Annotated in this window: 19 protein-coding genes; 15 read left to right on the forward strand and 4 right to left on the reverse strand. The window is 40.2% G+C overall.

Annotated elements, in window-relative coordinates; all coding sequences use genetic code 11:
* Nucleotides 1–35: 35 nt before the first annotated feature.
* The 11 genes from M9R32_RS00590 to M9R32_RS00640 all read left to right on the forward strand — a co-directional run bounded on the left by M9R32_RS00590 (nucleotide 36) and on the right by M9R32_RS00640 (nucleotide 12,674).
* Nucleotides 36–833, forward strand: coding sequence for a TIGR00282 family metallophosphoesterase (locus M9R32_RS00590; RefSeq protein ID WP_269924802.1), 798 nt, complete (start codon nucleotides 36–38; stop codon nucleotides 831–833).
* A gap of 87 nt (nucleotides 834–920) precedes the next feature.
* Complete coding sequence (locus tag M9R32_RS00595) at nucleotides 921–1,193, forward strand: stage V sporulation protein S (protein WP_016427565.1); 273 nt, start codon at nucleotides 921–923, stop codon at nucleotides 1,191–1,193.
* Nucleotides 1,194–1,603: 410 nt separating this feature from the next.
* Nucleotides 1,604–3,358 (forward strand): 2-oxoacid:acceptor oxidoreductase subunit alpha, encoded by a 1,755-nt coding sequence (locus tag M9R32_RS00600; RefSeq protein ID WP_269924803.1) that lies wholly within the window; start codon nucleotides 1,604–1,606, stop codon nucleotides 3,356–3,358.
* Nucleotides 3,345–4,211: a 2-oxoacid:ferredoxin oxidoreductase subunit beta gene (locus M9R32_RS00605; protein ID WP_269924804.1), complete on the forward strand. Its 867-nt coding sequence runs from the start codon at nucleotides 3,345–3,347 to the stop codon at nucleotides 4,209–4,211. Before M9R32_RS00600 ends, M9R32_RS00605 begins: the two co-directional genes overlap by 14 nt.
* Nucleotides 4,212–4,351: 140 nt before the next feature.
* A complete protein-coding gene (gene miaB / locus M9R32_RS00610) occupies nucleotides 4,352–5,890 on the forward strand; it encodes a tRNA (N6-isopentenyl adenosine(37)-C2)-methylthiotransferase MiaB (RefSeq protein ID WP_269924805.1) in 1,539 nt (512 codons plus the stop codon).
* A complete protein-coding gene (locus M9R32_RS00615; RefSeq protein ID WP_269924806.1) occupies nucleotides 5,887–6,321 on the forward strand; it encodes a YlbF/YmcA family competence regulator in 435 nt (144 codons plus the stop codon). The genes miaB and M9R32_RS00615 overlap by 4 nt, the downstream gene beginning before the upstream one ends.
* Nucleotides 6,322–6,481: 160 nt before the next feature.
* Nucleotides 6,482–7,024, forward strand: coding sequence for an outer spore coat protein CotE (gene cotE / locus M9R32_RS00620; protein WP_269924807.1), 543 nt, complete (start codon nucleotides 6,482–6,484; stop codon nucleotides 7,022–7,024).
* 145 nt (nucleotides 7,025–7,169) lie between these two features.
* The gene (mutS, locus tag M9R32_RS00625) at nucleotides 7,170–9,746 is read left to right on the forward strand and encodes a DNA mismatch repair protein MutS (protein WP_269924808.1); all 2,577 of its coding nucleotides are present in this window, start codon (nucleotides 7,170–7,172) and stop codon (nucleotides 9,744–9,746) included.
* A gap of 24 nt (nucleotides 9,747–9,770) precedes the next feature.
* On the forward strand, nucleotides 9,771–11,564 hold the full coding sequence (gene mutL / locus M9R32_RS00630) for a DNA mismatch repair endonuclease MutL (protein WP_269924809.1): 1,794 nt from the start codon (nucleotides 9,771–9,773) through the stop codon (nucleotides 11,562–11,564).
* Between the two features lie 161 nt (nucleotides 11,565–11,725).
* A complete protein-coding gene (locus M9R32_RS00635) occupies nucleotides 11,726–12,286 on the forward strand; it encodes a cupin domain-containing protein (protein WP_269924810.1) in 561 nt (186 codons plus the stop codon).
* Between the two features lie 112 nt (nucleotides 12,287–12,398).
* Nucleotides 12,399–12,674, forward strand: a complete 276-nt coding sequence (locus M9R32_RS00640) for a hypothetical protein (RefSeq protein WP_269924811.1) — start codon at nucleotides 12,399–12,401, stop codon at nucleotides 12,672–12,674.
* Nucleotides 12,675–12,700: 26 nt separating this feature from the next.
* On the opposite strand, the gene M9R32_RS00645 is transcribed toward M9R32_RS00640, so the two are convergent.
* The 4 genes from M9R32_RS00645 to M9R32_RS00660 form a co-directional block, all read right to left on the reverse strand.
* Nucleotides 12,701–13,093, reverse strand: coding sequence for an SET domain-containing protein (locus M9R32_RS00645; RefSeq protein ID WP_269924812.1), 393 nt, complete (start codon nucleotides 13,091–13,093; stop codon nucleotides 12,701–12,703).
* Between the two features lie 153 nt (nucleotides 13,094–13,246).
* Nucleotides 13,247–14,182, reverse strand: a complete 936-nt coding sequence (locus tag M9R32_RS00650) for a metal ABC transporter substrate-binding protein (protein WP_269924813.1) — start codon at nucleotides 14,180–14,182, stop codon at nucleotides 13,247–13,249.
* 24 nt (nucleotides 14,183–14,206) lie between these two features.
* Nucleotides 14,207–15,070: a metal ABC transporter permease gene (locus M9R32_RS00655; RefSeq protein ID WP_269925103.1), complete on the reverse strand. Its 864-nt coding sequence runs from the start codon at nucleotides 15,068–15,070 to the stop codon at nucleotides 14,207–14,209.
* Complete coding sequence (locus M9R32_RS00660; RefSeq protein ID WP_269924814.1) at nucleotides 15,070–15,813, reverse strand: metal ABC transporter ATP-binding protein; 744 nt, start codon at nucleotides 15,811–15,813, stop codon at nucleotides 15,070–15,072. Before M9R32_RS00660 ends, M9R32_RS00655 begins: the two co-directional genes overlap by 1 nt.
* Nucleotides 15,814–16,137: 324 nt before the next feature.
* Between M9R32_RS00660 and glpK the strand changes: the two genes are divergently transcribed.
* The 4 genes from glpK to miaA are packed head-to-tail and all read left to right on the forward strand — an operon-like array spanning nucleotide 16,138 to nucleotide 21,130.
* Nucleotides 16,138–17,628 (forward strand): glycerol kinase GlpK, encoded by a 1,491-nt coding sequence (glpK, locus tag M9R32_RS00665; RefSeq protein WP_269924815.1) that lies wholly within the window; start codon nucleotides 16,138–16,140, stop codon nucleotides 17,626–17,628.
* 9 nt (nucleotides 17,629–17,637) lie between these two features.
* Complete coding sequence (locus M9R32_RS00670) at nucleotides 17,638–19,284, forward strand: glycerol-3-phosphate dehydrogenase/oxidase (protein ID WP_418936236.1); 1,647 nt, start codon at nucleotides 17,638–17,640, stop codon at nucleotides 19,282–19,284.
* Nucleotides 19,284–20,204 carry an alpha/beta fold hydrolase gene (locus M9R32_RS00675; RefSeq protein ID WP_269924817.1) on the forward strand — a complete coding sequence of 307 codons (921 nt, stop codon included), beginning with the start codon at nucleotides 19,284–19,286 and terminating at the stop codon, nucleotides 20,202–20,204. Before M9R32_RS00670 ends, M9R32_RS00675 begins: the two co-directional genes overlap by 1 nt.
* Nucleotides 20,201–21,130: a tRNA (adenosine(37)-N6)-dimethylallyltransferase MiaA gene (gene miaA / locus M9R32_RS00680; RefSeq protein WP_269924818.1), complete on the forward strand. Its 930-nt coding sequence runs from the start codon at nucleotides 20,201–20,203 to the stop codon at nucleotides 21,128–21,130. The genes M9R32_RS00675 and miaA overlap by 4 nt, the downstream gene beginning before the upstream one ends.
* The last annotated feature ends 32 nt before the right edge of the window (nucleotides 21,131–21,162 follow it).

Below are 21,162 nucleotides of genomic sequence, written 5' to 3' on the forward strand. Positions count from 1 at the left end.
AACGTCTGTCTTTACGGAAGAAAGAAGGAATGAAAATGAAAGTATTATTTATTGGTGACATCGTCGGATCAATCGGACGAGATGCCGTAGAAGATTATTTACCAAGACTTAAAAGAAAATATCAACCAGACGTAATCATCGCAAATGGTGAAAATGCTGCTGCAGGTCGTGGCATCACACAAAAGATTTTTAAAGATTTACTTTTTATGGGCGTCGACGTTGTGACAATGGGGAACCATACATGGGATCAAAAAGAGATTTTTGATTTCATCGACGACACCGATTACTTAATTCGTCCAGCAAATTTTTCGGACGAAGCTCCAGGTAAAGGGATGACGACCATTACGAAAAATGGCCATACATTATCGATTATCAATCTACATGGTCGTACATTCTTACCTCCGCACGACGATCCATTCAAAAAAGCAACGGAACTTGTTGCTGAAGCAAAACAAATATCTCCATTGATTTTTGTGGATTTTCACGCAGAAGCAACGAGTGAAAAAATTGCCATGGGCTGGCACTTGGATGGAGAAGTTTCCACCGTTGTCGGCACACATACTCATGTCCAGACCGCAGATGCACGCATTTATCCGAACGGTACAGCCTACATCACCGACGTGGGGATGACCGGGCCGTACGATGGAGTACTTGGAATGAAAAAAGAAGACGTATTGTATCGTTTCCAGACAAATATGCCCGCTCGTTTTGAAGTACCCAAGTCAGGTCGATCAGTTCTCAGTGCCTTCTTCGTAGAGTTGGACAACCAAACTGGAAAAGCCATTGGTTTTGCACGTATTTATATTAATGAAGATTATCCTTTTAAAGGATAACTTCTTCTATCTTTCTCTTATCCTGCATACAGTGATTTAAGGACATTTTAATCGTCCAACGGTCAGCAAGGACAAGGAGGAATCGTAGTGGAATCATTAAAAGTATCTTCAAGATCTAATCCAAACTCAGTAGCAGGTGCATTAGTTGCAGTTATCCGTGAAAAAGGGTATGCAGAAATGCAGGCAGTTGGAGCTGGAGCACTTAATCAAGCGGTAAAAGCAGTTGCAATTGCACGTGGCTTTGTCGCGCCGAGTGGTACCGATTTAATCTGTTCTCCGGCATTTACAGATATTGTAATCTCTGGGGAAGACCGGACAGCTATTAAGCTTTTAGTAGAAAAACGAACAAGAGCACAATAAGAAAAGCAGAAAGCGTCGTTTAGCACGACACCGGCGCTGGAAGGAACGAAGCGAAAGCCTGCTTTCGACTGAATGAGGTAGGAAGGCTAAGAACGCGACATCGTGTCGCAACGCCTTCATGACCCACATCCTGTGCGACCAAGCTAAGGTGCGGGCTGGCGCTTGGAGCTGGACATAAAGAATAGTGGAAAGCGCTCGTCATTCTAATAGAAATCAAACCCAAACTCTTCTGAGTTTGGGTTTTTTCATGTTCGTTTATCAGCTATACAGGTTATTATCTTGCAGCTTTTCAGTCAAAGGTCTGAAATTCAAAAAAACTACCGTTAATTTATAGTGAATGGAGCAATTAAATGATAAACTTATGGAGGAAAATAGAGGATATTACCTGATATGTTAAGGAGTTGTTTGCAATGTTACATCAGCTTTCATGGAAAGTCGGTGGGCAACAAGGGGAAGGTATCGAGAGTACAGGGGAAATTTTCTCAATGGCGATGAATCGCTTAGGGTATTTCTTGTACGGCTATCGACACTTTTCTTCACGTATAAAAGGTGGGCATACAAATAATAAAATCTGTGTACGTACAACAGAAGTTCGCACGATACCGGATGATTTAGATATTTTAGTTGCATTTGATCAGGAAACAATCGATGTAAACTATAAAGAATTGACTGCTTCAAGTGTCATTTTAGCTGATACAAAATTTAATCCAGTGCACCCAGAAGATTGTGTTGCAACGATGTACAGTGTACCGTTTACAGAAATTGCATCTGAACTGGGTACGTCATTAATGAAAAACATGGTGGCAATCGGAGCGACATCCGCTTTGCTGAATTTAGATAAGACCGTTTTCCAAAGCGTAGTCGATGAAATTTTCGGCCGTAAAGGTGAGGCGATAGTCGAAAAAAATATGCAAGCTATCCAACAAGGTTATGAAGTAATGGCGCAGCATCTCGGTGATCGTATCGGTGAATGGGAACTTGAACCTGCAGACGGGAAACGCCGTTTGTTCATGATCGGAAACGATGCGATTGCTTTAGGAGCACTTGCAGCAGGTGTAAGATTTATGGCTGCCTATCCAATCACGCCAGCTTCTGAAATAATGGAATACTTAATTAAGAAACTGCCTAAATTCGGTGGTACGGTCATTCAAACGGAAGATGAAATTGCTGCTGCTACCATGGCAATTGGAGCGAATTATGGCGGCGTCCGGTCATTTACGGCTTCTGCTGGACCTGGATTATCGTTAATGATGGAAGCCATCGGTTTATCGGGTATGACTGAACAACCATTGGTAATTGTAGATACACAGCGTGGCGGTCCATCTACTGGATTACCGACGAAACAAGAACAATCGGATTTGATGCAAATGATTTACGGTACACACGGAGAGATTCCAAAAGTCGTAATCGCTCCAAGTACAGGGAAAGAAGCATTCTTCGATACAATTGAAGCATTCAACATTGCTGAAGAATTGCAACTGCCTGTAATCATTTTATCCGATCTGCAGTTATCTTTAGGTAAACAGACAGTTGAACCATTCGATTACAGCAAAGTTGCACTTCGACGAGGTCGACTGCAAGTGGAAGAAGAATTAACAGAAGTTGAGGACAAATCGTATTTCAAGCGCTACGAAGTGACGGAAGATGGTGTGTCTCCACGTGTCATTCCTGGAATGAAAAATGGCATTCACCATGTTACAGGTGTTGAACATGATGAAACTGGTAAGCCTTCAGAATCAGCTTCAAATCGTCAGCTTCAGATGGACAAGCGTATGCGAAAAATGCAGCATGTTAATTTCCCAAACCCTGTTCATGTGTATGCGCCTCATGAAGAAGCAGACGTCCTATTAGTGGGCTTCAATTCGACTCGCGGCGTACTGGAAGAAGTTCAGGCTAATTTGAATGCACATGGGATTCGTGCCAACCATGCACATATCCGTTTAATTCAGCCATTCCCTACTGCACATGTTTCACCATTGATTGCGTCGGCGAAAAAAGTATTGGTTGTTGAAAATAATGCAACCGGACAATTGGCAAACATTCTTAAAATGAATATCGGTGCTCATGACAAGATTGTCAATGTATTAAAATACGATGGAACACCTTTCCTGCCAAGAGAATTAACGAATCGAGTAAAGGAGTTGCTCACGAATGGTAACATTTAAAGATTTTCGAAATAATGTAAAACCTAACTGGTGCCCAGGATGTGGCGACTTTTCCGTACAGGCTGCCATTCAACGTGCTGCTGCCAATGTAGGTATAGAACCTACAGACTTAGCTGTCATTTCTGGAATCGGTTGTTCGGGGCGTATTTCTGGTTATATTCATTCATACGGATTCCATGGAATTCATGGTCGTGCTCTTCCGATTGCGCAAGGTCTGAAAATGGCCAATCGCGATTTGAACATCATTGCTTCTGGTGGAGACGGTGACGGTTTTGCGATTGGAATGGGTCATACCATTCATGCAATCCGCCGAAATATCGATATCACATATATCGTGATGGACAATCAAATTTATGGCCTGACAAAAGGTCAAACATCTCCGCGTTCAGCAGCTGGTTTCAAAACAAAATCTACGCCTGGAGGTGCGATTGAGCCTTCTCTTGCACCACTGGAAATGGCTTTGACATCAGGGGCAACATTTGTAGCACAAGGTTTTTCTTCGGATTTAAAAGAGTTAACCAGTATTATCGAAGCGGGTATTAACCATAAAGGGTTTTCATTCATCAATGTCTTCAGCCCGTGTGTTACTTACAATAAAATCAACACGTATGATTGGTTTAAGGAACGAATCACTAAACTTTCGACAGTGGAAGGATACGATCCTTCCAATCGACCACAAGCGATGGCAACGTTAATGGAGCATGAAAGCCTTGTAACAGGCATCATCTATCAAAATAACGAACAGCCTTCTTATCAGGAAATGGTGAGTGGCTATGCGGAGACACCTTTATCGACTGAAGATTTAATGATGAGCGAAAGAGATTTCGATAATCTTGTAAAAGAATTTATGTAAGAAATGAACTGCCGGTGAAAATCGGCAGTTTTTTTGTCTAAACACCGACAATTGTTGCCAGCATCTTGTAGGAACGCTAAGCGTATCAGTATAATAGAGGAATGAAGTTTTCGTCTGGAGAGGATGAAAGGAGTTATACGATGAACGAAGAGCAACGCTTACATAATTCGCAAGTAAACGAAGTAAAGAAAACAGAGAAAGATTACAGTCAATATTTCCAATCTGTCTATGTAGCACCCTCATTGAAAGATGCAAAGCAACGTGGTAAAGAAGAAATTGCTTACCATAAAGACTTTACAATTCACCCTGAATTTTTAGGAATGGGACAAGGGCGTAAGTTTTTCATTCGAACTTTTGGGTGTCAAATGAATGAACACGATACAGAAGTAATGGCAGGTATTTTTCTGCAACTGGGTTACACGCCAACTCAGAATGTACAAGAAGCAAACGTTATTTTGCTGAACACTTGCGCCATTCGTGAAAATGCAGAGAATAAAGTGTTCGGGGAACTCGGACATTACAAAAAGATTAAACGTGACAATCCGGATGTATTAATCGGTGTCTGTGGATGCATGTCTCAAGAGGAATCAGTTGTCAATAAAATCTTAAAAACTTATAATCAAGTCGACATGATTTTTGGTACGCACAATATCCATCGTTTGCCTCACATTTTGAATGAAGCTTATCTGTCAAAAGAAATGGTCATTGAAGTGTGGTCAAAAGAAGGTGACGTCATCGAAAGTTTGCCGAAAGTCCGACGTGGCGAAATTAAAGCATGGGTCAATATCATGTACGGATGCGACAAGTTCTGCACGTATTGTATTGTTCCATATACACGTGGAAAAGAACGTAGCCGTAGACCTGAAGACATCATTCAGGAAATCAGGCAATTAGCCGCGCAAGGGTATAAGGAAGTCACTTTACTTGGGCAAAATGTGAATGCGTATGGGAAAGATTTTGACGATCTTACGTATCGCCTGGGTGATCTTATGAATGATCTTCGCCAAATCGATATGCCTCGTATTCGGTTTACCACAAGTCATCCACGAGATTTTGACGATCACTTAATTGAAGTTCTCTCGAAACGTGGAAATTTGGTGGAACATATTCATTTACCTGTACAATCAGGGTCTTCCAGTATGTTAAAACTGATGGCCCGTAAATATAACCGTGAACAATATATGGAGTTGGTTCGAAAAATTAAAGCTGCCATTCCAGAAGTGGCATTGACGACAGATATCATTGTCGGTTTTCCGAACGAAACGGACGAGCAGTTTGAAGAAACCATGTCTTTATACAAAGAAGTTGGATTCGAACATGCCTATACGTATATTTATTCTCCACGGGAAGGTACACCAGCTGCAAAAATGGAAGACAATGTTCCAATGGCAGTGAAGAAGCATCGATTACAACGACTGAACAATCTTGTAAACGAGTTATCAGCCAAAGCTATGCATGCCTATGATGGGGAAATTGTTGAAGTGTTAGTTGAAGGTGAAAGCAAGAAAAACTCAGCAGTTTTAGCTGGATATACAAGAACAAGCAAGCTAGTGAATTTCGTCGGTACGCCTGATATCATTGGTAAATTGGTTCTCGTGAAAATAACAAATACAAAAACATGGTCGCTAGAAGGCGAATTAATCGAAGTTCTATCTGGCCAAGAAGTGGGTGTCTTATGACTACGAAATATACAAAAGAAGAAATCATTGCAAAAGCTAGAGAAATCGCTGATATGATTGCACAAACGGAAGAAGTGGATTTCTTTAAGCGTGCAGAAGCGCAAATTAATGAAAATCAAAAAATTCGCGAAAAAATTGCGAGTTTAAAGAGCCTTCAAAAACAAGCAGTTAATTTCCAACACTACGGAAAAGAAAAAGCTTTAACTTTGATTGAAGGCAAAATTGAGAAAATTGAAGAAGAAATCGATGACATTCCGATTGTTCAGGAATTCAAGCAATCTCAAGGTGACGTGAACGATTTACTTCAATTAGTAGCAAATACAATTGCCAACAATGTGACGAATCAAATCATTGAATCCACAGAAGGCGATTTACTTCGCGGAGAAACTGGTTCAAGAGTACAAAACAGCAAACCAGGCAGCTGCCAATAATATGTATATAAACTGTTTCTTCTTAATAAGAAGGAACAGTTTTTCTTTTTTAATCTTTCCGGCCTCGTTGTTCAGGTAACTTTCCGCTTTTCACTTTTCCTATCACCTAATGGGCACATCCTGCATATGATGAAAAGGAATCGAACGAAGGAGGATGGCTTTGAAACATGTCCGTCAAATCGTAACCAAAGCAGTCGTGGCGAAAGGTAAAAAGAGAGCAGAAGCAAGTGAAACATTACGTCCACCAAATAACCCTTCCAGTATTTTAGGGTGCTGGGTTATCAATCACACTCATCAAGCGAAGAAACAAGGGAAATTCGTTGAAGTGACTGGGAAGTATGACGTTAATGTATGGTACGCACATCACGATCACTCAAAAACTTCTGTATTTTCGGAGACCGTTCCATACAAAGAACGGATCAAGCTTCATTATCGGGATGATGAATCACATGGTGTTGAAGATATCCATGTACGTGTCATTCAACAACCAAATTGCACAGAAGCCATTATTACACCGGATGGTGAACAATTCCAAGTAACAGTAGAAAGAGAATTGCATGCAGAAGTTGTCGGCGAAACAACAGTCTGCATACAAGTGCAACCAGTCGATTACGAGGAAGAATGGTCAATTAAAGACGAAAGTTCATCTTCATCATCTACTTCTTCATATGGTGATGCAAGAGAGTCCTCATCATTCTCTTAAGCCGGGCAGGTAAACCGGCTTTTTTTTGTTTTATCCGTACGATACTTATGTATATGCTCATGTCATTGTAAGATCATGGTTGTTTAACCCCTGTGAAAGTTAAGTTATAATGATAGAATCGATAGTACTTGAAAGAGGTTTTGACATGAATACCTATACTCCTATGATCCAGCAATATTTACAGGTTAAATCTGAATATACAGATGCCTTTTTGTTTTTTCGACTAGGCGATTTTTATGAATTGTTTTTTGATGACGCCATCAATGCATCCCAAATTCTTGAGATCACATTAACGAGCCGTGATGGGGGGAGTAAAGAACGAATTCCCATGTGTGGTGTGCCACATCACGCTGCCCAAAATTACATAGAAACTCTTATTCAAAAAGGACATCGAGTCGCTATCTGCGAGCAGACCGAAGATCCGAAACAATCAAAAGGTGTTGTTAAACGTGAAGTGGTTCGTTTAATTACACCGGGAACAATTATTGAAGGTAAAAATATGGATGGCAAAAGCAATCATTTTATTGCTTCTGCAGAGGAATTGGATGAAAATCGATACGCATATGCGTATCTGGATTTATCGACAGGCGAAGGCACAAGCGCTATTTTGACAGGCACCGAAAAGAATTTAATACAAGAATTGCAAACGTTATCTATAAGGGAACTCGTTGTACCCGAGCAATTATTTGTGCTACTCTCAGACCTTGCCGAAGTTCATTCGATTTTATTGTCCATCGAGGAAACGCAACTGGAATCATTAGTGGATGAATCATTTGCAGAACAAATTCCAGCTGAAGTCAGTGGAGTTTGCAGACGTCTAGTAAACTATCTGCATCGAACACAAAAACGTTCGCTTGAACATATTCAAGCATTTAAGTTCCAGGAACGAGAGGAACTTTTGACGATTGATTTTCATTCAAAACGCAATTTGGAATTGGTTCAATCCATTCGAGGTGGCGATCAGAAAGGTTCGTTGTATTGGTTGCTTGATGAAACAATGACCGCTATGGGTGGACGGAAATTAAAACAGTGGCTGCACCAACCTTTGGCGAATCGCATGAAAATCGAAGAACGCCTTCTAATAGTGACAGAAATGCTGGAAGCATACTTCACTCGTGCTGATTTAAGAGAAAGCTTAAAAGAAGTATATGATCTGGAGCGTTTAATCGGACGGATTTCTTTCGGCACAGCAAGTGGTCGTGACTTAAGTCAGTTGAGACAATCTCTCCTTCAAATTCCACTGATTAAAAATCATTTAATTGAAAGTGGCAAACCAGCACTGATAAAAACTGCCAATCAATTGGACGAGTGTGGAGAGCTATTGAGTTTGTTAAAAACAGCAATAGCTGACCATCCTCCACTTTCAGTAAAAGAAGGGGATATCATCCGTGACGGTTTTCACGAGCGATTAGATGAGCTCCGCTATGCAAAGAAGAACGGAAAAGATTGGATTGCCGCTCTGGAGTTAAAAGAACGGGAACGGACAGGCATCAAAGGACTGAAAATAGGCTACAACCGGATCTTTGGATACTTTATTGAAATTACGAAATCCAATATTCATTTGGCGGATTTGACAAGGTATGAAAGAAAACAAACGTTAGCAAATGCGGAACGCTATATTACGGATGAACTGAAAGAAAAAGAATCATTGATTTTAACAGCTGAAGAAGAAAGTTTAGCATTAGAGTATTCGCTATTCGTCGATATTCGAGAACAAGTGAAACAATACATTCCGCAAGTGCAAAAGTTGGCAGCAAAAGTAAGTGAGCTGGATGTCTACTCAAGTTTTGCGGAAGTTTCAGATCAATACAGGTTAACTAAGCCAACGTTTCATGATGGCTTGGAACTAAAAATCGTTAACGGACGCCATCCTGTAGTTGAAAAAATGATGAACAAGCAACATTATGTGCCTAACGATTGTGCTCTGACTTCTAAAGAGAATATGTTACTGATCACTGGACCAAATATGTCCGGTAAAAGTACATATATGCGCCAAGTGGCAATCACGGTCATTATGGGGCAAATGGGTTGCTACGTACCGGCAGAACAGGCTCAGTTGCCCGTAACAGATCAAATTTTCACGCGTATCGGTGCAGCGGATGATTTGGCAGCCGGCCAAAGTACGTTCATGGTCGAAATGCTGGAATCCACATATGCCATCACACATGCTACTGAACGCAGTCTGTTGTTGTTCGATGAAATTGGTCGCGGTACATCTACATACGATGGGATGGCACTAGCTCAAGCAATGATGGAATATATTCACAATGAAATTCGAGCAAACACATTGTTTTCAACGCATTATCATGAGTTGACCCATCTGGAAACGCAATTAGATAAATTGCGCAATGTCCATGTGTCAGCTGTAGAACAAAGTGGAAAAGTGGTCTTTTTGCACAAAGTAAAAAATGGACCAGCGGATAAGAGTTATGGGATTCATGTAGCAGAGCTAGCTCAATTACCTGAACCGATTCTCGCTCGTGCAAGAGACATTCTTCAGGAGCTTGAAACAGGAAAAGGTCTGGAGGATAAAGAACCACAATCCTCTTTAAATGAACAATTGACGTTCTTTCAGGAAACGAAGCAACAGGTGGAGAAAACAGTAAGAGAACCTCAGCAAGAGGATGTCCTAACAACGATTCGTGAATTGGACATTTCCGGTACAACACCGATGAAGGCACTTCAGTTCTTATATGAATTGCAACAAAAAATCGGCAAATAATTGAGTCAGAAAGGAGCCGATTCCATGGGACAAATACGGTTAATGGATGAACCCTTATCGAATAAGATAGCAGCGGGAGAAGTGGTGGAACGACCTGCTTCCGTTGTAAAAGAGCTTGTTGAAAATGCCATTGATGCCGGTAGTACTTCCATTGATGTGTATTTGGAAGAAGCGGGCTTGCAAACCATTCAAATAACGGATAATGGAAGCGGAATGGACGAAGAAGACGCTCTCCTTTCCTTCTCGAGACATGCGACCAGTAAAATTTCTAATGAACATGATTTGTTTCGGATTCGGACGCTTGGGTTCCGTGGTGAAGCACTAGCAAGTATTTCATCAGTGTCCAAGGTTTCGTTATGGACTTCTGACGGTGTATCCACTGGGACAACCGTTGAAATAGAAGGTGGGCATCTAAAAAAACAGCAGGCTGGCGCACTTAGAAAAGGTACGGATATTAAAGTATCCCAATTGTTTTTTAATACACCTGCACGATTGAAGTACATGAAAACGATACAGACAGAACTGGGGCATATCATTGATTTACTTAACCGGCTTGCACTTTGTTACCCCTCGATTGCTTTTAAACTAACTCACGGGGAACAAGTGCTACTGCATACAAACGGGAGGGGAGATCTCCAACAAGTCGTAGCCGCTATTTACGGCATGGCCATCGCCAAAAAAATGATTCCTTTTGAAGGGGAGTCGGCGGATTACAGAATCCATGGCTATGCTTCTTTACCGGAAATCACGCGTGCATCGAAAAATTATTTAACGCTGTTTGTGAATGGGCGTTGGGTGAAACATTATAGCGTTCAACAATCGATCGTCAATGCGTATCACACATTTTTACCAATTGAACGTTTTCCACTGGTCATCTTGCATATTGAAGGGGATCCCTATTTGACGGATGTTAACGTTCATCCTTCCAAGCAACAAATTCGATTGAGCAAAGAAAAAGAGTTGCAGCAACTGGTTGAAGAGACGATTCGTAAGAGTATTCGTTCCGTTATGCGTGCACCTGAAATTGCAGAAAAACCGAAAAAGGTTGTTGCGCCAAGCGAACAAATGGATTTGTGGAAATCAAGACCTTCCCAGCCCACGTCTGCTCCATTCCAGCCGATGCAAACATTTAATAAAAGACCAGAGTCTCTAATGGTCAAAGAACCAATGGAAGCCGTACAGTCATCACCAGATACATTCATCGAACAGCTAGTGCCAGTATCGTCCAAGGAACCTTTTCCTGAGCTTGATATCGTCGGACAAATCCATGGAACATATATAGTTGCCCAGAGCTCGGATGGTTTTTATTTAATCGATCAGCATGCTGCACAGGAACGGATAAAATATGAATTTTTCCGGGACAAAGTGGGGGAAGTACAGGCCAATGAGAGGCAATCATTGCTCATCCCATTGTCCATGCATTACTCTGCAGACGAAGCGATGCGATTAAAGGAATATGCAAATGAACTTGAAGAAGTAGGCATTTTTCTAGAAGAGTTTGGTCCGACAACGTTTATTGTTCGAGAGTACCCGGTCTGGTTTCCGAAAGGTTTTGAAGAAGAGATTGTGAAAGAACTGGTCGAACAAGTGCTGACCAGCCGAAAAACGGATATTAAAAAATTACGTGAAGATGCAGCCATTATGATGAGTTGTAAACGGTCCATTAAAGCCAATCATTATTTGACGAGAGAAGACATGATCAAACTGATGGATGATCTGAAACAAGCAGAACATCCATTCACATGCCCCCATGGTCGGCCAGTTATTGTCCATTTCTCCACATATGAAATTGAAAAAATGTTCAAACGTGTTATGTAATAATAAACTCTATAAGAATCAGACAGCGACCGGATTTTTATATTCGGTCGCTTTTTAATTTTAAACGAAGTAGTTTATTCATCGAGCAAAACTTGAGTCATAGTACATTCCTTTAACAAGTTGCATAGGATAACTCATAAACTGTAAAGGATTTGAGAAAAATGTATTACGTTCCTTATGGATATCAACATCATTGTCCGTATTGTGCTATGAATTACTATGGAAAACAATCTGTTTACTGGACTTATCCTAATGAGATAGAACTTGCAAATAGTAATGATAATGATGGTAGAGTAGTGTTTAAAGATTTTGGGCCAAAACCATTTGTCATTAATATCAATGAAGCCACAAATCAAAACAATAGTTATCGTACTGCCTTATGGACAGGGACACATTTACAAGTTACTTTAATGAGTCTTGATGTTGGAGAAGATATCCGTTTGGAAATGCATTCTGACGTTGATCAATTCATACGAATTGAACAAGGCCAAGGGATTGTTCAAATGGGCAAAAGTAAAGATCAGTTAAACTTTACTAGATATGTCTACGATGATTCTGCAATCTTGTTACCTGCTGGAACATGGCATAATCTAACGAATACAGGCAATACACCACTCAAGCTATATTCGATATATGCTCCTCCTAACCATCCATTTGGGACGGTTCATCCAACGAAAGCAGATGCAGTAGCTGCTGAAGAGGGGGAAAGCCCGAACCATTAAAATACCGATACCTAATCTTGAACTATGAAAGATGAGCTTAATAAATTATGTTTAAAAAGTCTCCGTCATGGAAATGCTTTATAAAAAGCAGTTCACTGAAGGAGACTATTTAATGACTGAGTTTCCCATTATACATACGAATATTTGGGATGCACTTTGGGCGATTCCGGTAATTATGATATTGGTCATCGTTCTTAAGTACTTTGTACACGTACCTGCAAAATATGTTCCGGGGTGTGCGACATTGATTGGCTTATTTATTTCGATTTTCATCAGTCACCGTGAAAACCTGTCTGCCGGAATATTTATGGGTTTTTTCTATAGTGCTGCTGCAATCGGGACGCTTGCATCCTTAAAAACAACATTGAAGTCATATCGAACCTCATAAAAAAACCCAACACTTGACTAGAGAAACTAGTCAGTTGTTGGGTTTTCTTCGTTAAACCACAAAGGGTCTTCATTATCGACTTCACCATTATAGTTGATCAACACTTCTTCTCCAGCTTTAATATCTTTATAAGCGAAAAAATCAAACGTATGATTATCAAAATTGATATCATACACAGCATTTGGTTGATACGAATGATTGAATAGCATACCATAGCCAAGCACTAGTGCAGTGTGGTTGATGCCATATTCAAATGCGTAGTCCGCAAGCAACGTCTTTTCCACATGCTCGTGTTCCTCATTTGGATAGGGAAGTACAGGTGCTTCATGGATTAGTTCACCTTTTTTAATATCTCGCGTAGCAAAGACACCACGATTTAATTCTCCATCACTTAATGTCGATGTTTTTATCTCAATCATTGAATTCACCTTCTCGATTCGATTGTCTGTAACAGACATGCGTGTTTGGGAAAATATTATAGTATCTTATCTCTACACGCAAGCTACAAGTATAACACGTCAATTATCAATCGCTAAGGTAAATGTTTAAACAACGCAGAAGTGAAACCATTATTATTCAGTTAAACCATTGAAGATTGTGTCAATATTCCATTCCATCATCTTGATATAAGTGTCGCCATCTTCACCAGGCTTACCGATGGAGTCTGTGAAAACTTTCCCGTAAATCGGTACACCTGTCTCTGCAGACACGGTTTCCATACTGCGCGGGTCGATACTTGTTTCTACGAATAGTACTGGATCTTCTTTAGATCTGATAAAATCAACGACTTTACTTACTTGATCTGGTGAGCCTTGATTTTCTGAATTAATTTCCCAAATATAAGCCGCTTCAAAGCCATAGGCATCAGAGAAATATTTAAAAGCACCTTCACTTGTAATCAACAGTCTTTTTTCTTTAGGAATTTCATTGTAACGGGCTACTGCTTCTTCATGTAACTTCGTCAATTCAGCAATATACGCTTCCGCATTTTTTTCGTATACATCCGCATGATCCGGATCAACTTTTATTAATGCATTTTTAGCGTTTTCAGCATATTTTATGCCATTACGAATGTCTAGCCATGCATGTGGGTCTTCTTCAGATTCTTTTCCTTTAGTCGTAAGATGTTTAGGTTCCACACCTTCACTTAAACGGAAAACAGGCGCATCTTTTTCGACTTTACCAGCAGTAAGAAGAAGCTTCTCAAACCACGAGTTTCCGCCTTCAAGATTAAGGCCGTTATAAAAGACCGCATCGGCATCCGTTGTTAATTGAACATCTTTAGGAAGGGGGTCATACTCGTGTGGATTAGATCCAACTGGTGCCAATGTATGAATTTCGATTTGTTCGCCACCAACATTTTTAACGATATCGTAAATGATTGAATACGTAGCTATGACTTGAATCTTGTCAGTATCTTTCGTTGCATTGTTTTCTTTCCCACAGCCTGTAATGAGTAAGAGCAAAACCATACTCATGGCACTTAAAAAATAGGTTACTTTTTTCATGTTTTAATAATCCTCCATTAAATCTTATGATTGGGAATGCATTTCTCTTTTTCTTGCACTCTTTAGTGATCTCCATACTAAGCCTTGCTTCGGTGAAAATAAAAAAGCAAGGATGAATAAAACGGTTGCGGCCAGAACAATTGTTGCACCTGACGCTAAATTATAGGTGTAACTGAAATACAAGCCCAAAATGGATGATAATATGCCAATGCCAGCTGATAGATAAATCATGACCCAGAGTCGATCAGTCAACAAATACGCTGTCGATGCCGGTGTAATGAGCATTGCCACCACCAAAATAATTCCTACGGTTTGCAAAGAGGCAACTGTTACCAATGTCAGAAGCGCCATTAAAAAGTAATGGATGGCTTTTGTCGGAAGTCCATATGCTGCTGCCATTGTCGGATCAAATGAACTGACAAGAAGTTCTTTATAAAAGATAAAGATACTGATAAGAACAAAAATCCCAATCGCCAGTGTTGACCACATTTCTGTCGGTCTAACTGCCAATACATTCCCGAATAAAATGTGATACAGATCGGTACTGCTCTTCATAAATGTAATGAGAATAATTCCAGAGGCAAATGCCGCGGTGAACATTATCCCAATCGATACATCATTTTTAATCCGGCTGTTCTGGCTGATATATCCGATGCCGATCGCGGTCAATATTCCAGTGAAGACGGCACCGATAAAGAAGTTAATGCCAAGCATATAGGACAGTGCGACACCTGGAAGTACAGCATGAGAAATCGCATCTCCCATTAATGCCATGCCCCGTAAAATAATAAAGCAACCGATGACCCCACAAATGACACCGACCATCATCGAAGTGAGCAACGCTTTTTGTAAAAATTCATATTGTATTAAAGCATCAATAAAATTCATCATGATGTCACCTCCGTACCCAGAATCGGAGAGAATTGATTTGTATACGCTTTGTTCAAAACGGCTGGTTGGAATACTTTTTCTACAATTCCGTGCTCAATCAATTCTTTATTAAGCAAAATCAATTCATTGAAATAATCGCTGGCTTTGCTCAAGTCATGATGGACAACAACAACTGTCTTACCACTATCACGAAGTTCTTTTAAAATGGAAATAATTTTTTCTTCACTTGTCACATCCACACCGACAAATGGTTCATCCAGGAAGTACATTTCAGGTTTTTGAGCTAATGCACGAGCCAAAAATACTCTTTGTTGTTGTCCGCCAGAAAGTTCACCAATTTGGCGATTTCCAAAGTCGGCCATGCCAACTTTCTTTAAACATTCCAGAGCCCAGTCTTTATGTTCTTTCTTAGGACGCTTAAAAATCCCCAAGTTTGGATAGGTGCCGATTAGGACCGTATCCATTACGGTAATCGGAAAATCCCAATCAATATTGCTACGTTGAGGAACATAAGCAACTTTGGTCTTCATTTCTTTAATCGATTTCCCGAGTATCTCAACTTTGCCCGTATCTTTTTTGATGAGATTCAATAAGACCTTCAGCAAAGTAGATTTCCCTGCTCCGTTGGGTCCGATAATTCCTACTAAATTTCCTTCCTCCACTGCAAAAGTGACATTTCTTAGCGCTTCGTTTCCGTTATACGAAACAAATAAATCGTTTACGGCAATAGCTGTTGTCATTCCTAACCCCTCCTAATAAATATCTATCTACATAAAATTTTTATTTGAAAATAATTATTTCCCGTTCGAAAAAAAGTTTCCTTAGAACAACTATATGCGAGAACATTCGTTTTAGCAACTACAGAATAGTAAGAATTTTATTTTCAGAGCTTGATTGAATAAGATAAATGAAGCGATTTGTCTAAATAAATTTTCATATGATTGAAATGCTCTAGTGGCGTTTCATATACATTGATTTAGGAAAAACAGTATAATTAGAGGTAATAATTTCTTGAGTATCGACACGATGTAAAGATAGGAGTAATTTTTCGGGGGGACTTGAGTATGGGCGAATATATAATGGCGATTGACCAAGGAACAACTAGTTCTAGAGCGATTTTATTTAATAAAAAAGGTGAAATTGTACATACGGCACAAAAAGAATTTCAACAATATTTTCCTAAGCCAGGCTGGGTCGAACATAACGCGAATGAAATTTGGGGTTCAGTACTATCAGTAATTGCCGCCGTACTGACTGAAAGTGGTATTCAACCGACTGAGATAGATGGGATCGGAATAACCAATCAACGTGAAACGACTGTGGTGTGGAATAAAAAGACCGGTCGTCCGATTTACAATGCTATCGTTTGGCAATCCAGACAAACTCAAAAAATCGTAGATAAACTTAAAGAAGAAGACTTGGAAAAGTGGTTTCAGCAAAAAACTGGACTTCGCTTAGATCCTTATTTTTCAGGTACAAAAGTTAAATGGATATTGGAAAATGTAGAAGGTGCTGAAGATTTAGCCAAGCAAGGTGATTTATTGTTTGGAACAATAGATTCCTGGTTGATTTGGAAGTTGTCGGGTGAGAAAATGCATGTCACTGATTACTCAAATGCATCAAGGACCTTATTATTTAATATCCATGATTTGAAATGGGATGAAGAAATTTGTGAAAAGTTAAACATTCCATTAACGATGCTTCCTAAAGTATCATCCTCATCTGAAGTGTATACAAAAACCGATCCTTCAGTTTTCTATGGAGCTGCAGTGCCAATTGCCGGAGCAGCTGGAGATCAACAGGCAGCACTTTTCGGACAATGTTGCTTCGATAAAGGCATGGCGAAAAACACCTACGGCACAGGATGTTTTATGTTACTGAATACAGGTGATACCGCTGTTACATCTGAAAATGGTTTGTTAACAACCATCGCATGGGGATTGGATGGTCGCGTAACGTATGCTTTGGAAGGCAGTGTGTTTGTTGCAGGGTCTGCAATTCAATGGCTTCGAGATGGTCTTCGAATGGTGAAAAATGCTGCCGATAGTGAATCATACGCTAAAAAAGTGGACTCGACAGACGGGGTATATGTTGTACCAGCCTTTGTCGGGCTTGGGACACCTTATTGGGATTCAGATGCTCGAGGAGCGATCTTTGGTCTAACGCGCGGAACATCAAAAGAGCATTTTATTCGCGCTACACTTGAATCTCTAGCCTATCAGACAAAAGACGTTCTGGATGCTATGGAACAGGATGCAGACATGAAAGTGGAAACCTTGCGAGTAGACGGAGGAGCCGTTAATAATGAATTTTTGATGCAGTTTCAAAGTGACTTGCTTCAGCTTGAAGTTGAATTGGCAAAATTAAACGAATCAACGGCTCTTGGAGCGGCTTACTTGGCTGGTTTAGCTACTGGCTTTTGGTCTGATGTAAATAAAATCGAAAAAATGCGAAGTAGTAAAAAAACTTATACACCAGAAATGGAAGAAGCAAAACGAGTAGAACTATATAATGGTTGGCAAAAAGCAGTGGCAGCAACTCGTCTGTTCAAATAAGGAGAGATAATTATGCTATCAGCAATTGGACGTCCAAAATTAATGAAAACATTAAATTCGTTTCAATTCGATTTACTCGTTATCGGAGGAGGCATTACGGGTGCAGGGATTGCATTAGACGCTGTTACACGCGGTTTATCAGTCGCTTTAGTTGAAATGCAAGATTTTGCTGCAGGTACGTCCAGTCGGTCAACCAAACTTGTTCACGGTGGACTTCGTTATTTGAAGCAGTTGGAAGTGCAAATGGTGGCAGAAGTGGGAAAAGAACGTGAAATTGTTTATGAAAATGCTGTGCATGTAACTGAACCCGAGTGGATGTTATTGCCTTTTCATAAAGGAGGAACATTTGGGCCGATTTCAACTTCAGCTGGACTTCGCGTGTATGATTTTTTAGCCGGAGTAAAAAGAGATGAACGCCGAAAAATGCTATCTTCTGAAGAAACGTTGAAAAAAGAACCACTGTTGAAAACAACAGGACTCAGTGGAGCTGGTTACTATGTGGAATACCGTACTGACGATGCACGTCTGACAATTGAAGTCATTAAAAAAGCGGCTGAAAAAGGAGCCGTTTGCGTAAACTATGTAAAAGCCGAATCATTTATATATGAACAAGGTCAGATTGTAGGCGTTGATGTAGTTGATCAACTTTCAGGGGAATTGGCAACAATTCATGCGACTAAGGTGGTTAATGCAACTGGACCATGGGTAGACCAAGTACGTGCTAAGGATTCAATTGAAAATGGCAAACAGCTTCGTATGACAAAAGGGATACATGTTGTTATAGATCAAGAGGATTTCCCGTTAAAACAGGCAGTTTATTTCGATACACACGACGGACGCATGGTTTTTGCTATTCCGCGCAATGGTAAAACCTATGTCGGTACCACTGATACGTTTTATGACGATGATCCAAAAAATCCAGTTGCGACAAGTGAAGATGTCAATTATATTCTTGAGGCCATAACGTCAATGTTTCCTAGCATACAGCTGTCACCTCAACAAGTAGAGTCAACATGGGCTGGGATTAGACCGCTCATTTTTGAAGAAGGAAAAGATCCATCGGAAATTTCACGCAAAGATGAGATTTGGGAATCGACAAGTGGTTTGATAACGATTGCAGGCGGCAAACTAACAGGCTATCGCAAAATGGCCGAGATGGTTGTCGACCATGTGATTGCAAAATCCAAATTACCTTATGGCACCTCTCATACAAAAAATCTGCCACTCTCAGGGGGAGATGTAGGAGGGTCAGCTCGATTTTCAGCCTTTGTTGAAATGAAAGCTCTGGAGGGTCAACGGTATGGATTGACATATGACGAAGCACGTCAACTCGCAGCTTTTTATGGAACGAATGTCGATCAATTATTTGCCTATGCGAGTGTTCTTCAGGAAAACACCTATGGCTTGCCACTGCCTTTAGCGGCAAGACTTGCGTATGGTATTCATTTCGAAATGACTTGCACACCTGCCGATTTCTTTGTTCGTCGAACAGGAAGTGTGTATTTTAACATTGACGGAGTTTATTCTTATAAAGAACAAGTGTGTCAAATGATGAAAGTACAACTCGGCTATACAGATGATCAATTGGATTATTATCGTTTTGATCTGGAAAAACAATTGAATGCAGCCACATCATTCCGAGAGGAGAATGCATAATGACGAAAAGTATCCATTATGTAAAGATGTCTGATGGTCATGAAGTGTATACCGTTGTCTACCAACCACAAAGTAATCCGATTGGCCATATTCACATATTACATGGCATGGCAGAGCATATCGGCCGGTATGAACAATTTGCACGATTTTTGGTTAACAAGGGATATGTTGTGTCAGGTCATGACCATCGTGGGCATGGTTTCACAGGAGAGAAGAACAATCAAAAGGGGTTCTTTGCTGAATCTGACGGTTTTGAACGTGTGACAGAAGATGTTCGAGAAGTTTTACAAGATGTGAGATCGGATTTAAGTTGTGATCGTCCGATTCTTTTTGGTCATAGCATGGGCTCATTCATTGGCAGACGCTATATTCAAAAATATGGCCATTCCGTTTCTAAAATTGTACTGTCAGGTACTGGAGGATCGGCTGGATTTTCAGGAAAAGTAGGAAAATTAATTGCTTCTGGATTTGCACGAGTAAAAGGAACTCAAACTGAGAACCCTTTATTAAATAAGATGACATTCGGCAAATTCAATAAAGCATTTTCAGATGTAAAAACGGAATTTGATTGGTTGTCTTCAGATCCTGCTGAAGTTCAAAAGTATATCGAGGATCCTTATTGTGGATTTATAGCTAGTAATCAATTTTTTGTTGATTTAATCACAGGATTAGATAGGATACATGACACGAAAGAAATAGCTAAAATTCCAAAAAACCTCCCGATTTTAATGATATCGGGAACTTTGGATCCCGTAAGTCAAAACGGAAAACACTTATGGAAAGTTGCTGAAAGCTTTAAGAAAGCAGGACTCAAAGATATTACGGTTGTACTAGTAGAAGGCAAAAGACATGAATTACTAAAAGAAATTAATAGAGAAGAAACATTTGAACTCATTATTAATTGGATGGAGAAGAAATGAAAGAATTAGAAGTGTTAGCCATAGTTGGACCTACTGCGTCCGGTAAGACAGCTTTATCAATAAAGCTTGCAAAGATGTTGAATGGTGAAGTCATTAATGGTGATTCCATGCAAGTTTACAAAGGATTAGATATTGGAACGGCCAAAATTACTTCTGCCGAAATGGAAGGCATCCCCCATCATCTACTGGATATAAAACAACCTGATGAAACGTTCTCGGTTGCTGAATATCAGAAATTAGTGCGTTCTAAAATCGGAGAAATTAGAGCAAAAGGTAAATTGCCCATTCTTGTAGGCGGGACCGGCCTTTATGTCCAATCAGTTTTATATGACTTTAATTTTAGTGAGGAGCGGGTTGATGAGACGGTCCGGAACCAATATTATGAGCAACTAGCGGCGCTAGGACCCGTTGCCATGCATGAGAAGCTTAAGCAAATTGATCCTCAAAGTGCTGCAAGCATTCATCCTAATAACACCCGTAGAGTAGTGAGGGCGTTAGAAATTGCAGAGCATACGGATACAACGAAATCTGCCGAACCGCAAAATAAGGGGCATGAACCAATGTATCGCCATTTGATTTTAGGGCTTGATGTCGAAAGAGAAGTCCTTTATGAACGCATTAATCTGCGAGTTGACAGCATGATTGCCCAAGGTTTGGTTCAGGAAGCAAAGCTTTTGTGGGATGGAAACATAAGAGATACACAGGCAGTACAAGCCATCGGTTATAGAGAAATATTCTCTTATTTTAGAGATGAAATATCATTGGAAGAAGCGATCGAACAAATCAAAAAGAATTCACGGAGGTATGCGAAGCGGCAACTAACTTATTTCCGCAATAAGTTACCGGTGGAGTGGATTGGACCGGAGACTTCCATGTCGGAAATTCTTCCAATAATTAATAATATTAAGCAGGAATCCACTCTTTAAAAGCGAATACTTATCAGTGAGATAATTAAATA

Source organism: Paenisporosarcina quisquiliarum (assembly GCF_027563315.1).
GTDB lineage: Bacteria > Bacillota > Bacilli > Bacillales_A > Planococcaceae > Paenisporosarcina > Paenisporosarcina quisquiliarum.